We start from the raw sequence: 19,392 nt of genomic DNA, 5'->3' as shown, positions 1-19,392 counted from the left end.
AGGGAAGATGAATTTTCTTCATCTGTATATGGGAGTAGATAGGTTCTCTCGCATTATCGCGTCGTGAAGTAATGAATAAATGCTTAAGCTATCGGCTGGAAATTTATTTAAATAAGAGTTAATTAATATTCACGACGGTGTTAGCTGAACACTTATTTAAATAAAACAAATAGATACCATAATTTGCATTCATTACTGCATGTTTATTATTTGAACTACTTCAAACTATTAATAATTTTTCAAAAATTATGTTGCAGAGCAATTATGCATCCCCCACGATAAGTAGAACGTTCTACTAGAACGTTCTACTTATACAAAAAAGACTAATTCGCGCAGCTTTATGCGCTATTCGGGGGAAATCAGCATGAGTCTGGTGTCGAGTTTCGTGAAGTCACTTTCTAAATTATCGATGATTGGTCGCGCCCTAATGCTACCAATTTCGCTTCTGCCTGCCGCTGGGTTGTTACTGGCGTTCGGCGATAAATTCCATTTGCCGTTGATGATGAATGCTGGCGGCATTATTTTTGATAACTTGCCGATGCTTTTTGCTATCGGTTCCGCCGTGGGGCTGGCTTCTGAATCGGGAATTGCGGCGTTATCCGCAGCCGTTTCCGTTTTTGTCACCAATATTACCATCAGCACCGTACTTAGCATTACGCCAGAAATGGCCGGGCAAGGCGGCAAATACGCGATGGTGGTGGGGATCCCAACACTGCAAATGGGCGTTTTTGGCGGCCTGATATGCGGGATTCTGGCGGCGTGGTGTTACAACCGTTTTCATACAATGCAATTGCCAGAATTCCTTGGCTTTTTCTCTGGAAAACGCTTTGTGGCTATCGCGACGGCTTTTCTCTCCTTCATTCTTGGCTTGTTACTGCCTTATGTCTGGCAACACATTCAGTCAGGAATCGATGCGTTATCGGTTATCGTTAATGGTAACAACCAGGCAGCATCAACCTTTATTTTTGGTGTAACTGAACGGGCGCTCATTCCGCTTGGCCTGCACCACATCTGGTATCCATCGTTTTGGTATTCTTTTGGGGATTACACTACCCATGCCGGGCAAATGATTCACGGCGATCAGACGATTTGGTTCAAGATGTTGGAAGAAGGGGTGAAATCATTTAGCAGCGACAGTTATCATGACGCTGGTAAATTTATGCAAGGTGAATTCCCACTGATGCTGTTTGCCCTGCCTGCGGCGTGCCTGGCGATGTATCATGAAGCGCACACAAAGAATAAGAAAATTGCCGCCGGTATTCTGTTCTCTGCCGCATTAACCTGTTTTCTGACCGGTATTACAGAACCCGTTGAATTTACATTTATCTTTGTCGCCCCTGTGCTGTATGTCTTCAATGCCATTATGGCGGGCCTTTCCTATATGGCGATGTATCTGCTGCATGCACATATTGCCAAATCCTTCTCTGCGGGGCTTATTGACTATATTTCGTTTGGTATCCTGCCATCCTTTAATGGCTACGAAACCAACTTCCTGAGCGCCATTATCGTCGGCGTGCCAATGGCGGTGATCTACTACTTCACCTTCCGCTTTGTTATTCGTCGTTTTGATGTAAAAACGCCTGGTCGCACCGAAACTACGGTTAGCGCTAATGATAAATCCGATGACGAGCTGGCAACAGAAATCATCACGCTGCTTGGCGGTCAGCAAAACATTAAATCGGTAGGTTCCTGCATCACGCGTTTACGTCTGGAAGTCTCTGATAAAGAAGCGGTGGATCAGGATGGTCTGAATAATATTGGCGCCCGTGGCGTGGTTTTTGTCGGCGATAACGGCATTCAGGTAATTTTTGGCGCGCGAGCGCAATTTATCGCGCAAACCATGTCGACGATGATCGGTAAATAGCCTTAAGATTACTCGATGTCAGAGGTTCTGGTCCCTGACCAGAACCTTCTTGCTATTTAAAGAATCAACGTTGTTCAGGGAGTGAGTTTGAAGAAAGTCAGCATAATTGATGTTGCTAAAAGAGCCGGAGTTTCCGTCTCTACCGTGTCGCTAGTGCTGCGCCAGAAAGGGAAAATCTCAGAGGCGACCATCGGGAAAGTTCATGCTGCTATTGACGAACTGGGCTACGTGCATAATGTTGCCGCCGCTAATTTACGTTCCCACACTTCAAATCTTATCGGACTGATTTTACGTGATTTTAGCGATAGCTTTTCCATCAAAGTGATGGCTAGCATTGTTCAGGAACTGGAAGCCAAGGGCTATATGGTATTCCTTGGGCAACCGCAGAACGAACATGAACATCTTGAACGTTGTTTACTTTCCTTCAAGCAACAAGGTGTTGCCGGAGTGATTTATCTGGCTTCCGATGCGCATCGTGAAACCCTACCCACACTAATCCGCCAGTGTTCGCTTCCCCTTGTCGTCGCGTCACAAACGCCCATCAAAGATGAGTGCAACCTGGTGTTGCGTGACAACCAGCAGGCAGCAAGCCTTGCCACACGTTATTTAATTGAGCGCGGCCATCGTTACATTGCCTATCTTGGTGGCAGAGAAAGCGATCTTATCCGTCAGCAGCGACTGGTTGGTTTTCGCCAGACTCTGGCAAAATTTGGCATTGCCTGTCGTGACGAGTTCACGCCAGCCTGTGACGATGACACCTGGGCCGCCAGCATGGCAACGCGCCAGTTGCTGGAAAATAACAACGCCATTACCGCCCTGCTCTGCCATTCGCCCGACGCTATGATTGGCGGTATCAACGGCATACATCAGGTGGGGCGCACCGTTGGGAAAGACGTCTTTCTGACCCAGCAGGTAGCACTAATTGGTTTTGAAGATATGTTGCATATCAACCTGACCTCTCCTGTTTTCACCTATGTATCTTCCGCCAGTGAAGAAACCGGACGCCAGGCAGCAACCCTGATGATTCGCAAATTAAAAGACCAGGAATTGCAAACCCAAAGAATTGCGCTTTCCGGGGAACTGGTGGTGCGGGAATCGGCGTAATACACATGCCGAATGAGATGTACGTCGACATCGTCATCCGGCAATAAGGTGTAAACCAACTCAATAACTACTTTTATTTGATATCTTTCACGCGCATACCGTTGAGCTGTTCATCCGTGATGGCGTTACCCGCTTTGAAGTAATCAACCACGGCGTGATAAACGTAATAACCGCCCGTTGTGTTGCGCGCTTTCCCCTCGATAAATGCGGTAAAGCCATCACCGCCATCAGCAAGGAAACTCTGAGTAGCAATATGGTAAACCGTCGCATCTTCAATCGGTTTGCCATTCAGAGTCAACGTGATTACGCGCTGACCAACCGGCTTACTGCTGTCGTACTTCATTTCCAGGCCTTTCGATACCTGTAAAACGCCATTACTTAAACTTGCGCCGTGTTCCATCAAACTGCGTAATTGTTTCCCCGAGAGATCCATCGTCACCAGTTCGTTGGGGAACGGGAAGGTACTGATGACGCCGCCCATCGTAATCGCCCCTGCGGGGATCTCATTGCTAATACCGCCAGAGTTGGTTAACGCCAATTGGGTATTTTTACCCGCCGCTACCAATAAAACCGTTAGATGGTATGTTCATTAACGGGCGGAAATAGCAACAAAGCCAAAATACTCTCTTTAGCAACCAGCAGAGAATTTATCTACTGGCTACATAAACAGGCAGAATTTACTCACAGCGCCCCGCTTTCCGCAGGGCGCGTTACGCAAATACTGCTTTCTCTGGCCCAGGATTACAACAACTGCGCCAGCCGATTAATATCCGACTGAATCGCCCCGGCCGTCACGTCGCGCCCTGCGCCAGGTCCGCGGATCACCAGCGGGTTGTCGCGATACCAACGGCTTTCGATGGCAAAGACGTTATCGCACGGCAGCAGTGATGCCAGCGGATGGTCTTCACGCACCGCTTCCACGCCCACACGCGCTTTGCCGTTGGCATCGAAACGCGCCACATAGCGCAGCACCAGCCCCATTTCGCGGGCCGCTTCCAGCCGTTGCACCATCTGCTCGTTAAGTTCATCGCCATTTTCAAAGAAATGGTCGATGCTGCCGCCTTCGCAATGGGCAGGCACCAGTGATTCAACACGCACCTGATCTGGTTCGATGTCGTAACCGGCTTCACGCGCCAGAATCACCAGCTTGCGCATCACGTCTTTGCCGGAGAGATCGTCACGCGGGTCAGGTTCGGTTAAGCCCTGCTGCCACGCCTGATCCACCAGCTCGGTAAACGGCACGCTACCGTCGAATTGCAGGAACAGCCAGGAGAGCGTGCCGGAGAAGATCCCGCTGATCGACAAAATAGTGTCACCGCTGTCGATCAGATCGCGCACAGTGTGGTTGATCGGCAAGCCTGCACCAACGGTGGCGTTGTATAGCCAGTGACGCCCAGTTTTTTCGAAGGCGTCGTGGATCTGGCGATATTTATTGCTGTCGCTGGCTCCCGCCAGTTTGTTGGCACTGATGACGTGGAAACCGTGGCTGGCGAAATCAAGATACTGATCAGCAAGCTGCTGGCTGGCGGTAACGTCCAGCACCACTAAATCATCATACGGATGGGCACACATCCACAGGAACAGCGACTCTTCATCCTGCTCAACCGCTTCATCGTTGAAGAAGGCTAACGCGCGGCTGGCGTCCAGCCCTTCGTAGCTCAACAGGCTGCGGCGGCTGTCCACCACGCCTGCCAGCACAAATTCAAATCCGGTACGCGCCGAAAGCGTGCTCTGCTCGCGGGCGAACAGTTCCAGCCAGCGGGAACCGATATTGCCTTTGCCGAACAATACCAGGCCGATGCGTTTTTCTGCGCGGAAGACGGACTGATGCAGCCCCTGAATCAGGCTTTCGGTTGGTCCGGTGCGCAGTACTGCCACCAGGCTGATACCGTCATCCGACTGCCAGGTAAACTCGACAGGCTGGCCTTTCAGTTGCTGCCAGAAGCGGTGGCAATGCAGCGGGTTACGGGTGACGCCCGCACCAACCATCGCCACCAGCGCCAGCCCCTGACGCAGGCGCAGTTCGCCGGGTAATCCCGCTTCGTCGAGTATTTTCAGCGCACTGTCAGCCACTTCTGAGGTGTAGCAAAATTGCAGCAACTGGCGATCGTTATGTACGCCAACCGCCAACGGACGCACCTGCGCGCGTTTCAGGATTTGGTCGATCTCTTTATGCGCCAGTTTGAAATCCTGACTGGCGGGCACCTGAAACTCAATCAAGCAGACATCATCGTGGCTGGTGACAATACGCGCGCCTGTACCAGAGGCCAGCACGCGCTCAATGCGCGTGGAGCCTTGATCCGGCGTGTAGCTACAGCGCAGTTGCAGATCGATTTCGCTGCCAGAAACCGGCTGTAAAGTACGGGCGTGAAGAACGGGAGCCGCCAGACGCGCCAGTTCGCTGGCTTCATCCAGACGCAGCAATGGCAGCAGGCAGGCATCTTTCACTTTGCGCGGGTCGGCACTGTATACCCCGGCGACGTCGCTCCAGATGGTTACGCGAGAAACACCCGCCAGCGCACCGATTTGTGTCGCGGAATAGTCGGAACCGTTACGCCCCAACAGCACCGTTTCACCGGCGTTGTTACGGCTGATAAACCCGGTCACCACCAGACGTTTGCCCGGATGTTGCACCAGCAGCTGTTGCAACAACGGGTAAGAAAGCCCTTCATCAACCTGCGGTTGCGCTGCGCGTTCAGCGCGTAAAAACTCGCGGGCATCAAGCCAGGCCGCTGGCAGCCCTTGTTGATTAAGTACCGCAGACATCAGGCGCGCCGACCACACTTCACCGTGGCCCACCACTTCTGCGTATACCGCGTCATTAATACCGCTGTCGAGCAGCGCCGCCAGGCGCTCAAGATCGCTGACAAAGGCGCTAATGAGGCTATCGGCTTCTTCGGCGGGTAGCAGGCCGCTAATCAGATCGCACTGATAGCGACGCAGTGTTTGTTGAACCTGATGCGCAGAGAGACGATCGGTCTGGCTTAGTTTCAACCAGTTAATCAACTGGTTAGTGGTGCTACCGGCGGCGGAAACCACCATCATATCGTCGGGCTGGGAGTACTCCGCCATAATGCCCGCGACACGCAAATAACACTTCACATCAGCCAGACTACTGCCACCAAATTTATGCAGTTGACGACCTTTCGCCCCTGCCTGCGCAATCACACTCATTTTTACCCCTTGTTTGCAGCCCGGAAGCCATTTTCCAGGTCGGCAATTAAATCTTCGCCATCTTCAATACCGGTGGAGATACGCAGCAGCGTCTCGGAGATCCCGGCGGCAGCACGCGCTTCTGGCGCCATGCCTGCATGTGTCATGGTTGCGGCGTGAGAGATTAAACTTTCCACTCCCCCTAACGATTCCGCCAGCGTAAACAACGACAGCCCGCCCAGGAAACGACGCAGCGTCTGCTCATCGCCATCCAGTTCAAAACTCAACATTGCGCCAAAGCCTTTTTGTTGGCGCGCGGCAATTTCATGCCCCTGATTTTCCGGCAGCGACGGGTGATACAGTTTTTTCACCAGCGGCTGGGTTTGCAGATAGTTCACAATCGCCTGCGCATTACGCTGGGCCAACTCCATACGCGGCACCAGAGTACGCAGACCACGCAGCAGCAGATAGCTGTCAAACGCGCCGCCCGTCACGCCAATATTGTTTGCCCACCAGGCAAGTTCAGTGACAACGTCCGGGTCTTTAGCAATCACCACGCCGGCCACCACGTCTGAGTGACCGTTCAGATATTTCGTACATGAATGCAACACCAGATCGGCACCTAATGCCAGCGGATTTTGTAATGCCGGGCTTAAGAAGGTGTTATCCACCACGCTCACCGCCCCGACTTCCCTTGCCAGATGGCAGATTTTCGCAATATCCACGACGCGTAACAATGGATTACTTGGGCTTTCTATCAGTACCAGTTTGGGTTTTTCTGCCAGCGCTGCCCGTAATGCCTGTTCATCGCCTTGATCAACAAACAGCACGCGATAACAACCGCGTTTTGCCAGGCTGTCGAACAGGCGATAGCTGCCGCCGTAACAGTCGTGCGGCGCAACCAGTAAATCGCCAGGCTTCAAAAAGACAGTAGTGACCAGGTGGATCGCTGACATCCCGGTATTTGTAAGTACCGCACCAGCACCGCCTTCCAGTTCTGCCAGCGCACGCTGGACAACATCGCGCGTTGGGTTGCCGCGACGCGAGTAATCATGCACGCGTGGTTCGTTAAATCCGGTAAAGTTATAGGTGCTGGAAAGATGGATGGGAGGGACAACGCAACCATACTGTTCGTCGTCATTTAACCCACTACGCACTGCGATGGTGGCCTGTTTACGCGTCATGTGATGAAGTTTCCTGGGCTTTGTCGGTGAAAAGTCAGGCACCAGAGTAAACATTGTGTTAATGGACGTCAATACATCTGGACATCTAAACTTCTTTGCGTATAGATTGAGCAATTCCCCAATAACCGTTAAAATTACATGCATTATCGCGCCGACAGATGCATTACACGATGTCACGGTAGCGCCTGTACGGTAAACTATGCGGGTTTATAGCCATTACCCACATTAATTGTGTGGTCTGGTTCAATTTATTGACGAAGAGGATTAAGTATCTCATGGCTGAATGGAGCGGCGAATATATCAGCCCATACGCTGAGCACGGCAAGAAGAGTGAGCAAGTCAAAAAGATTACGGTTTCCATTCCTCTTAAGGTGTTAAAAATCCTCACCGATGAACGCACGCGTCGTCAGGTGAACAACCTGCGTCACGCTACCAACAGCGAACTGCTGTGCGAAGCGTTTCTGCATGCCTTTACCGGGCAACCTCTGCCGGATGATGCCGACCTGCGTAAAGAGCGCAGCGACGAAATTCCGGAAGCGGCAAAAGAGATCATGCGTGAGATGGGGATTAACCCGGAGACGTGGGAATACTAATGCTGATAAAAGCGGACTGGCATTAACCAGCCGCTTTTTTTATACATGGACGTTTAATTATGAAAAACAGGCTGCTGATCCTCAGCCTGCTGGTTTCTGTACCTGTCTTTGCCTGGCAGCCGCAAACCGGCGACATCATCTTTCAGATCTCTCGCTCATCGCAAAGCAAAGCGATCCAACTGGCGACCCATTCCGATTACAGCCACACCGGTATGCTGGTGATACGCAACAAACAGCCCTACGTCTTTGAAGCGGTCGGCCCGGTGAAATACACACCGCTCAAACAGTGGATAGCCCACGGTGAAAAGGGCAAATACATTGTGCGCCGCATTGAAGGAGGACTGAGTGCCGAGCAGCAGCAAAAACTGACGCAAACCGCAAAACGCTATCTCGGTAAACCGTATGATTTCAGCTTCTCATGGGGCGACGATCGCCAGTACTGTTCGGAAGTTGTTTGGAAGGTTTATCAGAACGCGCTGGGAATGCGCATGGGCGAACAGCAAAAGCTGAAAGAGTTCGACCTGAGCAGTCCACAAGTTCAGGCAAAGCTTAAAGAACGCTACGGTAAAAATATCCCGCTTGAGGAAACGGTGGTTTCGCCACAAGCCCTGTTCGATGCGCCACAACTCACTACCGTCGCCAAAGAGTGGCCGCTATTTTCGTGGTAATGGGTTACTGTGAACACGGCTGGCGTTCTCACCGCAAACGTCAATCGCGTTTTGCCACAACTCGAAGTGCGCTTTACGCAACCAAACGGGTACAAAATCGGTGATGAAAGGCAATTGTGCGGAGAAGCGAGTGGGCCAATCACATCGTGACTGGCCCTAAAACTTAGCTTTTTTGGGTCTGAAGCTCTGGTTGATACGTCTCAGTATCATTTTGACGTTGTTTTTCCATAGCGATCGCACCAAAGTGCGTTAACGTACAGAAAATGATGCAGCAGATAACACCAGCAAGCAGAAGATAAAAACCACCATCCCAACCTACCTCATCAACCATAACACCAAACAGACTTGTACCAAGCGTCGCGCCAAGAATATAACTCATGAAACCACGCAAACCGACAGCGGAGCCCACGGCAAAACTGGGAACAATTTCCATTGTCTGAACAGAAGCCAGGAACTGCGGAACATAGATAAGGCAGCCTACGCAAGCAGCGAAAATAGTAATGGAGAGGAGAGAATCGCTTTTCCAGTAGCCCAACAGGCAGAAGAAAATCAATACCATACTGATAATAGCTGGTGGCATACGGCGACCATGAAATAATTTATCACTCAACCAGCCAGCAAATAATGTCGTTGGAATCGCTGCCCATTCGAAGATTAAAAATGCTGTACTCATTTCGGTCTTCGTAAAATGTTTCACGCTTAACAGGTAAATAGGTAACCAGCTGATAATGCCGAACCGCACCATATAAACAAAAACATCAACGAAAGAGACAAACCAGGCATTCTTATTTTTAAGCACGTAGGTACAAAAAATTTGCCAGGCCGTCATATCTTCCGGCGCACGATCATCTTTTGCTTTAATGCTGATGTCGTCCGGAACGATTTCGTTTAATGGCGGCAAACCTTCACTTACTGGTGAACCTTTACCTGACATCAGCACCATTACTGCAATGACAACTGCGACAATCGCTGGAACAACATATGTTGCTATTTTCCAGTGTTCAGTGCCCAGTACGGCAAATGCGCCGCCGACAATCGGAGCAACAATACCGCCACCCACGTTGTGCGAAATATTCCAGACCGCGCCAACAATGCCCCGTTCTTTACGAGGAAACCAGTTGGCGATCGTAATAAACGACGGGCCAACACCCATTCCCTGAAAGAAGCCATTTAAAATGACCAGCCCCGCAAACATCCAGAACGCGAAACTAAAACCAAGCGCCACGTTAACGAGAGCACAAAGTATTAAACCCACTGCCATATATACTTTGGGATTAGCTTTATCGGCCAGACTACTCATTATCCCTTTACTAATACCGTAGGCTATCAGCATACAACTGCTTAACAGCCCTATTTGCGTCGCAGAAAGATTAAGCTCTTGTTTTAAATACGGTGTAGAGAGAACAAAGTTATTCCTGACAATGTAATACGAAAGATAACCGATAAATACGCTGAATAACGCCTGCATACGGTAACGATTATAGGTACTTTTCACTTCACTTTCAGGAACCTTATGTGTTGCCACTTTAGGTTTCAATAAAGAAAGCATATATCACCTTCCAGTTCATAGTGTTGTTTAAACAATTCATAATATTCATAGCAATGCTCATTACTACTCTCTGATGAGTATTTAAAAAGCCTTTGCTTAGTAAGTTTTGAAGATAGTGACGCAAGAGAGTTTAAGTTACAATACAGGGCAAATGAGTCAAAACTGACTCAAAAAAACAAATCCCATGTTCCATTTCTTTCCCATATTTGGTTTTGAAAAATGCAATATGGCTATTATTTAAACCTTAACGTGTTACAACAGGCCCAATTTAAAAAAATTTAGTTTTATTAAAATTTTCATTTTTTGAGTTCAGTCACATATTTTGCCTCTATAATCGGGATCATTGAAGATACTTGTTCTTGTTATGCCAGAGAATCATGCCGCACAACATGAAAACCGTCATCATCACACAACAAAAAGCAGGCTCTGAACACCGTCAGGATACCCGTCGTAACACACGAGTTTGCTCTCAAATTAAAGCCTTTTTTATGGTTTCTGAAGACTGGAATTCCGTTATGATTACTGAGGCTTTAAGTCTGCATCAGGTCCCCGTTGATGACCCTATTCACAATGGTGCTAGTTATTACCATCCTCAACGGGTAAAAAAATGGGCTGAAGCCGCCAATAACAAATTTCATTTTTTACTGCCATACAGTCAGAACCTGAATCTGAGAGCGAAAATGTGAAAATTAATTAGAGAGCATTTCCGTAACAGTCACTTGCAGATATAGTAATGCTGGTTGCTTGCCGAATTAATGATAATTTACAGATACACGTGACTTGAAGTTCGTTGCTTATGTTAACTAATGGATAACGACATGGATTACGGCCCAGGAATTTCTCTCTCGTTAATGGGATTTTTGATATGATTCGCATTATACAAAAAGCGTTAATCTGTTGGGTTTTATATATCAGCGTTGCCTCAGCACATGAATTAGTGATTGCTACAACGCTTTCTTCAGAAGCAACAGAGCACATTATCAGTCAATGGCAAAAGCAACCACAGGCAACCAAAATCCGTACGCTCAACCGAACCAGTGCATCTATTGAGCGCCTGTTGGAAAATCCATTGGGTGAAAATATTGATCTGGTACTGAGTTCATCCCCTATGTTGCTGCAGCGGTTACAAAGTAAAAATCTGCTCCAGCCATTTAATAACCAAATAGAAACAAGTAGAAAGTTAGTACCGGAATCCATTCGTTCAACCACCGTTGCTGTTGCCATATCGGGCTATGGCATTCTTATCAATGTGGCGCATCTGGAAGACAAAAAAGAGCCGGTGCCAACTTCATGGCAGGAATTAAGTAAGTCGCGTTATCAAGGAACGCTATTAATGAGCAGTCCTTCTCGTTCAGATACTACTCATCTGATGATTGAAGATCTCCTGCAACAACAAGGATGGAGTAGCGGGTGGAGTACGCTACTGAAAATAGGTGGTAATCTCGCCACCATTTCATCACGTAGCTTCGGCGTAGCAAATAAGATCAGTACAGGACTGGGAGACGCGGGTCCGGTAATCGACAATTACGCCAACGTACTGCTTAATAATTCAACTTTACGTTTCAGCTATTTCCCCAACTCGCGCGCAGCGCCTATGTTTATTGCCATTACCGAAGGCAGTAATCATCCACAAGAGGCGGGACGTTTTATTAATTTCTTGTTGAGTCCGGAAGGACAGCAGGCACTGAGCGATTCTGATTCAGGGAAATATCCGGTATATCCTCTTCCCTCCGGCACTCCACTCGCAGACCAACAAATGCGGTTATTCGCATCTCCTTCTCTTGATTACCCGTTGATCATGCAACGCCAAAAGCTTGTGCAATTGTTATTTGATAATGCGATTACTTTTCGCCTTACCGAGCTTCAGAAGAGTTGGAAAGCATTATATGCCGCAGAACATCGGCTTAAGCGGACATTGCCAGAGGTGCGCGCACTATTAACCGCGGTTCCCGTTACTCCGCAACAGTCTGTTAATCCTACATATCTACAGCAATTCGAGCTGCAATCAGGTTTTCGTGAAGCCCAGATTATGGCATGGCAGCAGTTTTTCCTGCAGCAGCAGCAATTAGTGAATACGCAACTTGAGTCATTAAAGTGAAACAACTACATACTATCGGGACGAGCTTGCGGCTCGCCTTTGTTTTTAGTGCCGTTCTTACGCTATTCGTTAGTGTAGTTAGCCTTTATTCCTGGCATGAACAAAATTCTCAGGTTCGCTACGCACTTGACGATTATTTCCCACGAATTCAGGCTTCATTTCTTTTTGAAGAAAATCTCACGGCATTGGTAAATGAATTCAATGAGCTACAACAGACAACCAACACCGATAGCCGCCTTCAGGTAAGAGAGCAAATTGAACAACGGCTACAAAAAATTCAGTCAATCAATCCCCATCTTGATTCAGTACATCAAAGTGCACTTAACCAACAGGTTGCCAGTAGTCGTAACTTGCTGAGTAATCTCGATAAGGCATTAAATGACCATAATAAAGAAAACGGAAAACTCGACGTTATCTCTTCAAGAGTTAACTGGTTGCATGACGATTTCAATAATGAACTCAACTCCCTGACTCAGGATTTAAGTTGGCAACAATCATCATTGCTCAATCAACTCAGCCAACGGAAAGATCTCCACGAAAACCAGGGGTTGCAAAATGCACTGCAATCTATTCAAAACGAGTTACAGCTCGTTTTCGAACTTTCACATATAGAAACTGAAATCGTCAGTACCTTAAAGGAGATGCTTAACACGCATAACAATGATACAGAGTCGTTAAGACAACATATTCAATACCTGGATTTTTTGAAGCATAGCATTGACGAAAATGTGCGGTCATTATCTTCTTATTCCAGCACTATCACATTACACCAGACAGTTTATTCCCTGTGGGAACTGGGTACACAACAAAATTATCTACCCGGAACTCTGGCCGCCTGGCGGCAGGCTCAACAGACCCTTATGAATACCATCAGGGATAAAGAGCGTGTATTTACACAAATACGCGGCCAATTAGAAACGCAGCTGGGTAATAGCCATCAACAGCTACAAACTTTCAATCTGCGATTAGAAAAAATAATGCAAATCAGTGGACTACTGATTTTTGCAGCTATGGTGACGGCCCTACTGTTCGTTATTCTGGTAAATTATTTCTACATTCGGCCAAGAATGATCCGCCGTTTTCGCTTACTGAATGATGCCGTCGTCAAATTAAGTAACGGTGAACTCGATGCAGATATTCCAGTCTCCGGCAACGATGAGCTTGGGAGAATTGCCAACCTGCTCCGCCAGACGATAGAGCAAATTAATCAGCAGCAACGTCAACTGGGGCAGGAAATTTGCGATCGAATCGCGACAGAAAAAAATCTGCGAACAGCACAAAGTGAATTGATCCAAACCGCCAAACTGGCCGTGGTTGGGCAGACAATGACAACACTGGCGCATGAAATTAATCAACCGCTTAATGCATTATCTATGTACCTGTTCAGCGCCAATCGCGCTATAGAACAACAAGACGCTGGTTTGGCGAAAAACTATATCGTTACGATGCGATCGCTGGTTGAGCGCATGGATAATATCGTTAAACGACTGCGAAACTTCGCCCGCCGCCGCGATAGTGAACTCGTGGGTGGGGCAATTAATTTACAGCAGGTAATTTATTCATCCTGGGAGCTTCTGGCCTTAAAACATCGGCCACTGAAAGCATCTCTTCACTACCCGGAAAATTTTCCTGCCGTTTATGGCGACGATGTTTTGATTCAACAAGTTTTAGTTAATTTATTTACGAATGCCCTGGAAGCCAGTCTGGAAAAACCGCCCACAATAACCATTAACTTTGAAGAAGAAGACACCACGTTAACGCTCTATATTGCTGATAACGGAAAAGGCTGGCCAGTACTTCTGGCTGATCGACTATTAACACCGTTTACGACTGACAAAGCTGTAGGTTTGGGTATTGGTCTTTCGATTAGTCATTCTATTATGCGTCAGTGCCAGGGAGAGCTATATATCGCGTCTACTCTCGACCGCCATGCGCTGGTTATTCTATGTTTCAGGAAACTTTAAGCATGACAGATAAAACCCCAACAATACTGCTCATTGATGACGACAATGATGTTCTGCAAGCCTACAGTTCTCTCTTACAGCAAGAAGGTTATGCAGTATGTACCTGTAGCAACCCTTCAGAAGCTCTGCAATTACTGCAAGATACCTGGGAAGGAGTCGTGGTATGCGACGTTTGCATGCCGGACATTTCAGGCATTATGCTGTTGGAAAAAATAATGCTGATTGATCCTAATCTTCCCATTCTGATGATCACCGGCCACGGCGATGTCCCAATGGCCGTTGAAGCAGTAAAAAAAGGAGCGTGGGATTTCCTGCAAAAACCAATCAATCCGGAACAATTTTTATCGCTTATCGAAAAAGCGCTGGCAGAGCGTGAAGATTATCTGGAACAAAAAAGATGGCGACGAGCGCAATTTAATCGCCACTTAATCGGTAATAGTGGCTGGGTTCGTCAGACTCGCCAACAGCTTGAAACTCTGGCAGAAACCGATCTTCCCGTCTGCTTTTACGGCGAATCTGGAACCGGCAGAACATTAGCCGCCCATTATCTTCACCAATTTAGTTCTCGCAAGGAAAGGCCTTTAATTGAACGCACACTCAGCGCAAATAGTCAGCAACCGCTGGAAGAATGGGTGGAAGAAGCCAAAGGTGGTACGCTGTTATTAAAAGAACTTGAATATTTAACGCAAGAAAATCAGCGCCTCTTGATTCAACTCCAGGAACGCCCCCAGGATCGCTCGTTTCGTCTGATTGTTGTTAATCAGAGCCCTCTGGCTGAACTTGCCGCCACACAAAAAATTATTCCCGCATTGTATTTTCTTTTTTCACTCACCCACATCGAGTGCCCACCGCTAAGTCAGCGTCCGGGGGATATTGAACCTATTTTTCACCATTATCTGACACTCACCTGTAAACGACTAAATCGCCAACAACCGCTGCTGGGGAAAACGTTTTATAAGCGACTGATGGCGCGAACCTGGCCTGGTAATATCATTGAATTAATAAATGCAGCAGAATTGGTGGCTGTGGGTGTTTTAATGCTCGACGATTCAGTCAGTTTGCAGATGATGGATGCTGATCCAACACCACTTGATGAACGTGTAGAAAGTTATGAAAGACAAATAATTATTGATGCACTCAACTTCTTCCAGGGACGTATCAACGACGTTGCCGATTACTTTCAGATCCCCAGAAAAAAGCTGTATTTGCGCATGAAAAAATACGGTATTGATAAAATGGATTTTCGCGATGTAAAGGAAAGATAAAAATCCAATACGCTATCCTGCTAATGAAAGTTTTCAGGCACAAAAAAAGCGCCGTGCGGCGCTTTTTTCGGAAATCCGGTCTTATTTGCTGCCCGGGATGCTGAAACGCTTGTTAAAGCGGTCAACACGGCCACCGGTAGCAACATCACGCTGTTTGCCAGTGAAGAACGGGTGGCACTTGCTGCACACGTCGAGGTTCAGGTCATGACCAACGGTGGAGCGGATTTTCATTACGTTACCGCAAGAGCAGCTAGCAGTAATTTCTTCGTATTTCGGGTGAATATCTTTTTTCATGGGAAAACCTCGGTTTAAGGCCGCGTCGCTCTTCCAGCCCTAACGCCAGACACCACGCGATGTTTAAAGTATAGTTTCAATACGATCATTTCGTATCAAAGGCGCCGAATCATACAGAAATTAACCAGCGTATGCAAACTGATCCGCACTCCTCTACCGCAATGTGTATACTGTTCCACCGAATTTCAAGTCAGGATGATGCTATGCCCGTTGCCCACGTTGCCTTGCCCGTTCCGCTTCCCCGTACCTTTGACTATCTCCTGCCAGAAGGCATGGCTGTTAAAGCCGGGTGTCGCGTGCGCGTGCCGTTTGGCAAACAGCAGGAGCGCATCGGGATTGTCGTGTCAGTTAGCGACGTCAGCGAGTTGCCGCTCAACGAACTGAAAACCATAGTAGAAGTGCTGGACAGCGAACCTGTTTTTTCCAGTTCCGTCTGGCGATTACTGCTATGGGCGGCAGATTACTATCATCATCCAATTGGCGATGTCTTGTTTCATGCCTTGCCGATTTTACTACGCCAGGGGCGACCTGCGGCTAACGCGCCCATGTGGTACTGGTTTGCTACCGAGCAAGGTCAGGCGGTGGATATCAACAGCCTGAAACGTTCGCCTAAGCAACAACAGGCGTTGGCGGCGTTGCGACAAGGGAAAATCTGGCGTGACCAGGTAGCGGAACTTGAATTCAACGATGCCGCACTACAGGCGCTGCGCAAAAAAGGTCTTTGCGAGCTGGCAAGCGAAACGCCAGAGTTTACCGACTGGCGAACGAACTATGCCGTTACTGGCGAACGTCTACGGCTGAATACCGAACAAGCCACTGCCGTTGGCGCAATTCATAGCGCAGCGGATACCTTTTCCGCATGGCTGCTGGCGGGCGTCACTGGCTCCGGGAAAACGGAAGTTTATCTAAGCGTACTGGAAAACGTGCTTGCACAGGGCAAGCAGGCGCTGGTGATGGTGCCGGAAATCGGCCTGACACCGCAGACGATCGCCCGTTTTCGTGAACGGTTTAATGCGCCAGTGGAAGTTCTGCATTCCGGCCTGAATGACAGTGAACGCCTTTCGGCCTGGCTGAAAGCGAAAAATGGCGAGGCGGCGATTGTAATTGGCACCCGTTCCGCACTGTTTACACCGTTTAAAAATCTCGGTGTGATTGTTATCGATGAAGAGCATGACAGTTCCTACAAGCAGCAGGAAGGCTGGCGCTATCATGCCCGCGACCTGGCGGTGTATCGCGCGCACAGTGAGCAAATCCCAATTGTTCTTGGCTCAGCAACACCCGCGCTGGAAACGTTATGTAACGTGCAGCAGAAAAAATACCGCCTGCTGCGCCTGACGCGTCGGGCGGGGAATGCGCGTCCGGCAATTCAACATGTACTGGATTTAAAAGGTCAGAAGGTGCAGGCGGGGCTGGCTCCAGCGTTAATCACCCGTACGCGCCAGCATTTGCAGGCCGATAACCAGGTCATTCTCTTTCTTAACCGCCGTGGCTTTGCACCTGCGCTGCTATGTCATGACTGTGGCTGGATTGCCGAATGTCCACGTTGCGATCACTACTACACGTTGCATCAGGCACAGCAGCATTTGCGCTGCCATCATTGCGACAGTCAGCGTCCAGTACCGCGCCAGTGTCCGTCCTGCGGCTCTACCCATCTGGTGCCTGTGGGTCTGGGAACCGAACAACTAGAACAGACGTTAGCGCCACTTTTCCCTGGTGTAGCCATTTCACGTATCGACCGCGATACAACCAGCCGTAAAGGCGCGCTGGAGCAGCAACTGGCAGAAGTGCATCGCGGCGGCGCGCGAATTTTGATTGGGACACAAATGCTGGCGAAAGGTCACCATTTCCCGGATGTGACGCTGGTTGCATTACTGGACGTGGACGGCGCGCTGTTTTCTGCGGATTTTCGCTCGGCGGAGCGTTTTGCCCAGCTTTACACCCAGGTGGCAGGCCGTGCCGGACGCGCAGGTAAACAGGGCGAAGTGGTGCTGCAAACGCACCATCCGGAACATCCTCTCTTACAAACCTTGCTGTATAAAGGTTATGACGCTTTTGCCGAACAGGCGTTGGCCGAGCGGCGAATGATGCAACTGCCGCCGTGGACCAGCCATGTGATTGTGCGCGCGGAGGATCATAACAATCAGCACGCGCCGCTGTTCCTGCAACAGTTGCGTAATCTGCTTCTCTCCAGCCCACTGGCGGATGACAAATTGTGGGTTCTCGGCCCAGTTCCGGCGCTGGCGCCTAAACGCGGCGGTCGCTGGCGCTGGCAAATCTTGTTGCAGCACCCTTCCCGCGTGCGCTTACAACACATCATCAATGGCACTCTGGCGCTTATCAATACCATACCGGATTCACGCAAAGTGAAATGGGTGCTGGATGTTGATCCCATTGAGGGGTAAACCGCTCACGATGCGAGGCGGATCGAAAAATTAAATATTCATCACACTTTTCATGAAAATTCTGTAACCGTTTTCACGCACTATCTGCTAAAAATGTTGCCGATATGAAGTAAACATGGATGTAGTACGCCTGACGTGCCAGGCGAGGAGTGAGTGTGAAAGCGAAGAAGCAGGAAACTGCCGCAACAATGAAAGACGTTGCCCTGAAGGCAAAAGTCTCTACAGCGACCGTCTCCCGAGCATTAATGAATCCAGATAAAGTCTCCCAGGCCACCCGTAATCGGGTTGAAAAAGCGGCCCGGGAAGTGGGGTATTTTCCGCAGCCAATGGGGCGTAACGCTAAGCGTAATGAATCCCGAACGATTCTGGTGATTGTCCCGGATATCTGCGATCCCTTCTTTAGCGAAATTATTCGCGGTATCGAAGTCACGGCGGCAAGTCATGGATATCTGGTACTGATTGGCGACTGCGCACATCAAAATCAGCAGGAAAAGACCTTTATCGACTTGATCATCACCAAACAAATTGATGGCATGTTGCTGCTGGGTTCAAGGCTGCCGTTTGATGCAAGCATAGAGGAACAACGTAATCTGCCGCCGATGGTGATGGCGAACGAATTCGCACCAGAGCTGGAACTGCCTACGGTTCATATCGACAATCTGACCGCAGCCTTTGATGCCGTAAATTATCTGTATGAACAAGGGCATAAACTGATTGGCTGTATTGCCGGCCCTGAAGAGATGCCATTGTGTCACTACCGTCTACAAGGCTACGTTCAGGCACTGCGTCGCTGCGGCATTATGGTTGATCCGCAATATATCGCCCGGGGCGACTTCACCTTTGAAGCCGGAAGTAAAGCCATGCAACAGCTGCTTGACCTTCCGCAACCGCCAACCGCCGTCTTCTGTCATAGCGATGTCATGGCGCTCGGCGCACTTTCTCAGGCAAAACGCCAGGGGCTGAAAGTCCCTGACGACCTCTCCATCATCGGTTTTGACAACATCGACCTGACGCAATTTTGCGATCCGCCGCTGACAACCATTGCACAGCCGCGCTACGAAATTGGTCGGGAAGCTATGCTGTTACTGCTTGATCAAATGCAGGGACAAACGGTTGGCAGCGGCTCACGTTTAATGGACTGCGAGCTTATTATCCGGGGATCGACACGCACGTTATCTTAAAGTAAACCTTTAAGGCTTCCGTGACTGGTCAAAGGCCCGCCGCTTAAGTAACATGGCGGGCTGACGAACGAAT

Annotated in this window: 14 protein-coding genes and 2 pseudogenes; 11 read left to right on the top strand and 5 right to left on the bottom strand. The window is 48.9% G+C overall.

What is annotated here, in order from left to right; all coding sequences use genetic code 11:
* Positions 1–364: 364 nt before the first annotated feature.
* Positions 365–1,864, top strand: a complete 1,500-nt coding sequence (locus tag D9742_RS18335) for a PTS transporter subunit EIIC (RefSeq protein WP_130237802.1) — start codon at positions 365–367, stop codon at positions 1,862–1,864.
* A gap of 87 nt (positions 1,865–1,951) precedes the next feature.
* On the top strand, positions 1,952–2,968 hold the full coding sequence (gene malI / locus D9742_RS18330; protein ID WP_130237801.1) for a Mal regulon transcriptional regulator MalI: 1,017 nt from the start codon (positions 1,952–1,954) through the stop codon (positions 2,966–2,968).
* Between the two features lie 73 nt (positions 2,969–3,041).
* Here the strand turns inward: malI and D9742_RS18325 are convergent.
* Positions 3,042–3,524 (bottom strand): annotated as a pseudogene (locus D9742_RS18325) (5'-nucleotidase); the annotation flags it as partial.
* 12 nt (positions 3,525–3,536) lie between these two features.
* Between D9742_RS18325 and D9742_RS23520 the strand changes: the two are divergent.
* Positions 3,537–3,746 (top strand): annotated as a pseudogene (locus D9742_RS23520) (cytoplasmic protein); the annotation flags it as partial.
* Here the strand turns inward: D9742_RS23520 and metL are convergent.
* Entirely contained in the window at positions 3,710–6,142 is a 2,433-nt protein-coding gene (gene metL, locus D9742_RS18315; RefSeq protein WP_130237800.1) for a bifunctional aspartate kinase/homoserine dehydrogenase II, read from the bottom strand. The pseudogene D9742_RS23520 and the gene metL sit on opposite strands and share 37 nt — an antisense overlap.
* 2 nt (positions 6,143–6,144) lie before the next feature.
* Positions 6,145–7,305, bottom strand: a complete 1,161-nt coding sequence (metB, locus tag D9742_RS18310; protein WP_130237799.1) for a cystathionine gamma-synthase — start codon at positions 7,303–7,305, stop codon at positions 6,145–6,147.
* 275 nt (positions 7,306–7,580) lie between these two features.
* Between metB and metJ the strand changes: the two genes are divergently transcribed.
* Positions 7,581–7,898 carry a met regulon transcriptional regulator MetJ gene (gene metJ / locus D9742_RS18305; RefSeq protein WP_000852812.1) on the top strand — a complete coding sequence of 106 codons (318 nt, stop codon included), beginning with the start codon at positions 7,581–7,583 and terminating at the stop codon, positions 7,896–7,898.
* A 59-nt stretch (positions 7,899–7,957) separates the two neighbouring features.
* A complete protein-coding gene (locus D9742_RS18300) occupies positions 7,958–8,566 on the top strand; it encodes a YiiX family permuted papain-like enzyme (protein ID WP_130237798.1) in 609 nt (202 codons plus the stop codon).
* Between the two features lie 163 nt (positions 8,567–8,729).
* Here the strand turns inward: D9742_RS18300 and D9742_RS18295 are convergent, their stop codons facing one another.
* Positions 8,730–10,115, bottom strand: a complete 1,386-nt coding sequence (locus tag D9742_RS18295) for an MFS transporter (protein ID WP_130237797.1) — start codon at positions 10,113–10,115, stop codon at positions 8,730–8,732.
* Positions 10,116–10,504: 389 nt separating this feature from the next.
* On the opposite strand from D9742_RS18295, the gene D9742_RS18290 reads away from it, so the two are divergent.
* From D9742_RS18290 to D9742_RS18275, 4 genes are all read left to right on the top strand, one after another.
* A complete protein-coding gene (locus tag D9742_RS18290) occupies positions 10,505–10,801 on the top strand; it encodes a hypothetical protein (protein ID WP_130237796.1) in 297 nt (98 codons plus the stop codon).
* Positions 10,802–10,980: 179 nt separating this feature from the next.
* Complete coding sequence (locus D9742_RS18285) at positions 10,981–12,213, top strand: ABC transporter substrate-binding protein (RefSeq protein ID WP_130237795.1); 1,233 nt, start codon at positions 10,981–10,983, stop codon at positions 12,211–12,213.
* Entirely contained in the window at positions 12,210–14,177 is a 1,968-nt protein-coding gene (locus tag D9742_RS18280; protein WP_130237794.1) for an ATP-binding protein, read from the top strand. Before D9742_RS18285 ends, D9742_RS18280 begins: the two co-directional genes overlap by 4 nt.
* A 2-nt stretch (positions 14,178–14,179) precedes the next feature.
* Positions 14,180–15,442, top strand: a complete 1,263-nt coding sequence (locus tag D9742_RS18275; protein WP_130237793.1) for a sigma-54 dependent transcriptional regulator — start codon at positions 14,180–14,182, stop codon at positions 15,440–15,442.
* Positions 15,443–15,523: 81 nt separating this feature from the next.
* Here the strand turns inward: D9742_RS18275 and rpmE are convergent, their stop codons facing one another.
* Positions 15,524–15,736, bottom strand: a complete 213-nt coding sequence (rpmE, locus tag D9742_RS18270; protein WP_000710770.1) for a 50S ribosomal protein L31 — start codon at positions 15,734–15,736, stop codon at positions 15,524–15,526.
* 203 nt (positions 15,737–15,939) lie between these two features.
* On the opposite strand from rpmE, the gene priA reads away from it, so the two are divergent.
* Positions 15,940–18,138 (top strand): primosomal protein N', encoded by a 2,199-nt coding sequence (priA, locus tag D9742_RS18265; protein ID WP_130237792.1) that lies wholly within the window; start codon positions 15,940–15,942, stop codon positions 18,136–18,138.
* Between the two features lie 155 nt (positions 18,139–18,293).
* Positions 18,294–19,319 carry a DNA-binding transcriptional regulator CytR gene (cytR, locus tag D9742_RS18260; protein ID WP_130237791.1) on the top strand — a complete coding sequence of 342 codons (1,026 nt, stop codon included), beginning with the start codon at positions 18,294–18,296 and terminating at the stop codon, positions 19,317–19,319.
* The last annotated feature ends 73 nt before the right edge of the window (positions 19,320–19,392 follow it).

It is taken from the genome of Escherichia sp. E1V33 (assembly GCF_004211955.1).
GTDB lineage: Bacteria > Pseudomonadota > Gammaproteobacteria > Enterobacterales > Enterobacteriaceae > Escherichia.
This window is presented reverse-complemented; position numbering and strand designations above follow the sequence as displayed.

What these genes read in the sequence shown, in the direction of transcription:
- D9742_RS18335 (WP_130237802.1), top strand. Translation starts at nt 365, where the DNA reads ATGAGTCTGGTGTCGAGTTTCGTGAAGTCACTTTCTAAATTATCGATG.
- metL (WP_130237800.1), bottom strand. Translation starts at nt 6,142, where the DNA reads ATGAGTGTGATTGCGCAGGCAGGGGCGAAAGGTCGTCAACTGCATAAA.
- metB (WP_130237799.1), bottom strand. Translation starts at nt 7,305, where the DNA reads ATGACGCGTAAACAGGCCACCATCGCAGTGCGTAGTGGGTTAAATGAC.
- metJ (WP_000852812.1), top strand. Translation starts at nt 7,581, where the DNA reads ATGGCTGAATGGAGCGGCGAATATATCAGCCCATACGCTGAGCACGGC.
- D9742_RS18300 (WP_130237798.1), top strand. Translation starts at nt 7,958, where the DNA reads ATGAAAAACAGGCTGCTGATCCTCAGCCTGCTGGTTTCTGTACCTGTC.
- D9742_RS18295 (WP_130237797.1), bottom strand. Translation starts at nt 10,115, where the DNA reads ATGCTTTCTTTATTGAAACCTAAAGTGGCAACACATAAGGTTCCTGAA.
- D9742_RS18290 (WP_130237796.1), top strand. Translation starts at nt 10,505, where the DNA reads ATGAAAACCGTCATCATCACACAACAAAAAGCAGGCTCTGAACACCGT.
- D9742_RS18285 (WP_130237795.1), top strand. Translation starts at nt 10,981, where the DNA reads ATGATTCGCATTATACAAAAAGCGTTAATCTGTTGGGTTTTATATATC.
- D9742_RS18275 (WP_130237793.1), top strand. Translation starts at nt 14,180, where the DNA reads ATGACAGATAAAACCCCAACAATACTGCTCATTGATGACGACAATGAT.
- rpmE (WP_000710770.1), bottom strand. Translation starts at nt 15,736, where the DNA reads ATGAAAAAAGATATTCACCCGAAATACGAAGAAATTACTGCTAGCTGC.
- priA (WP_130237792.1), top strand. Translation starts at nt 15,940, where the DNA reads ATGCCCGTTGCCCACGTTGCCTTGCCCGTTCCGCTTCCCCGTACCTTT.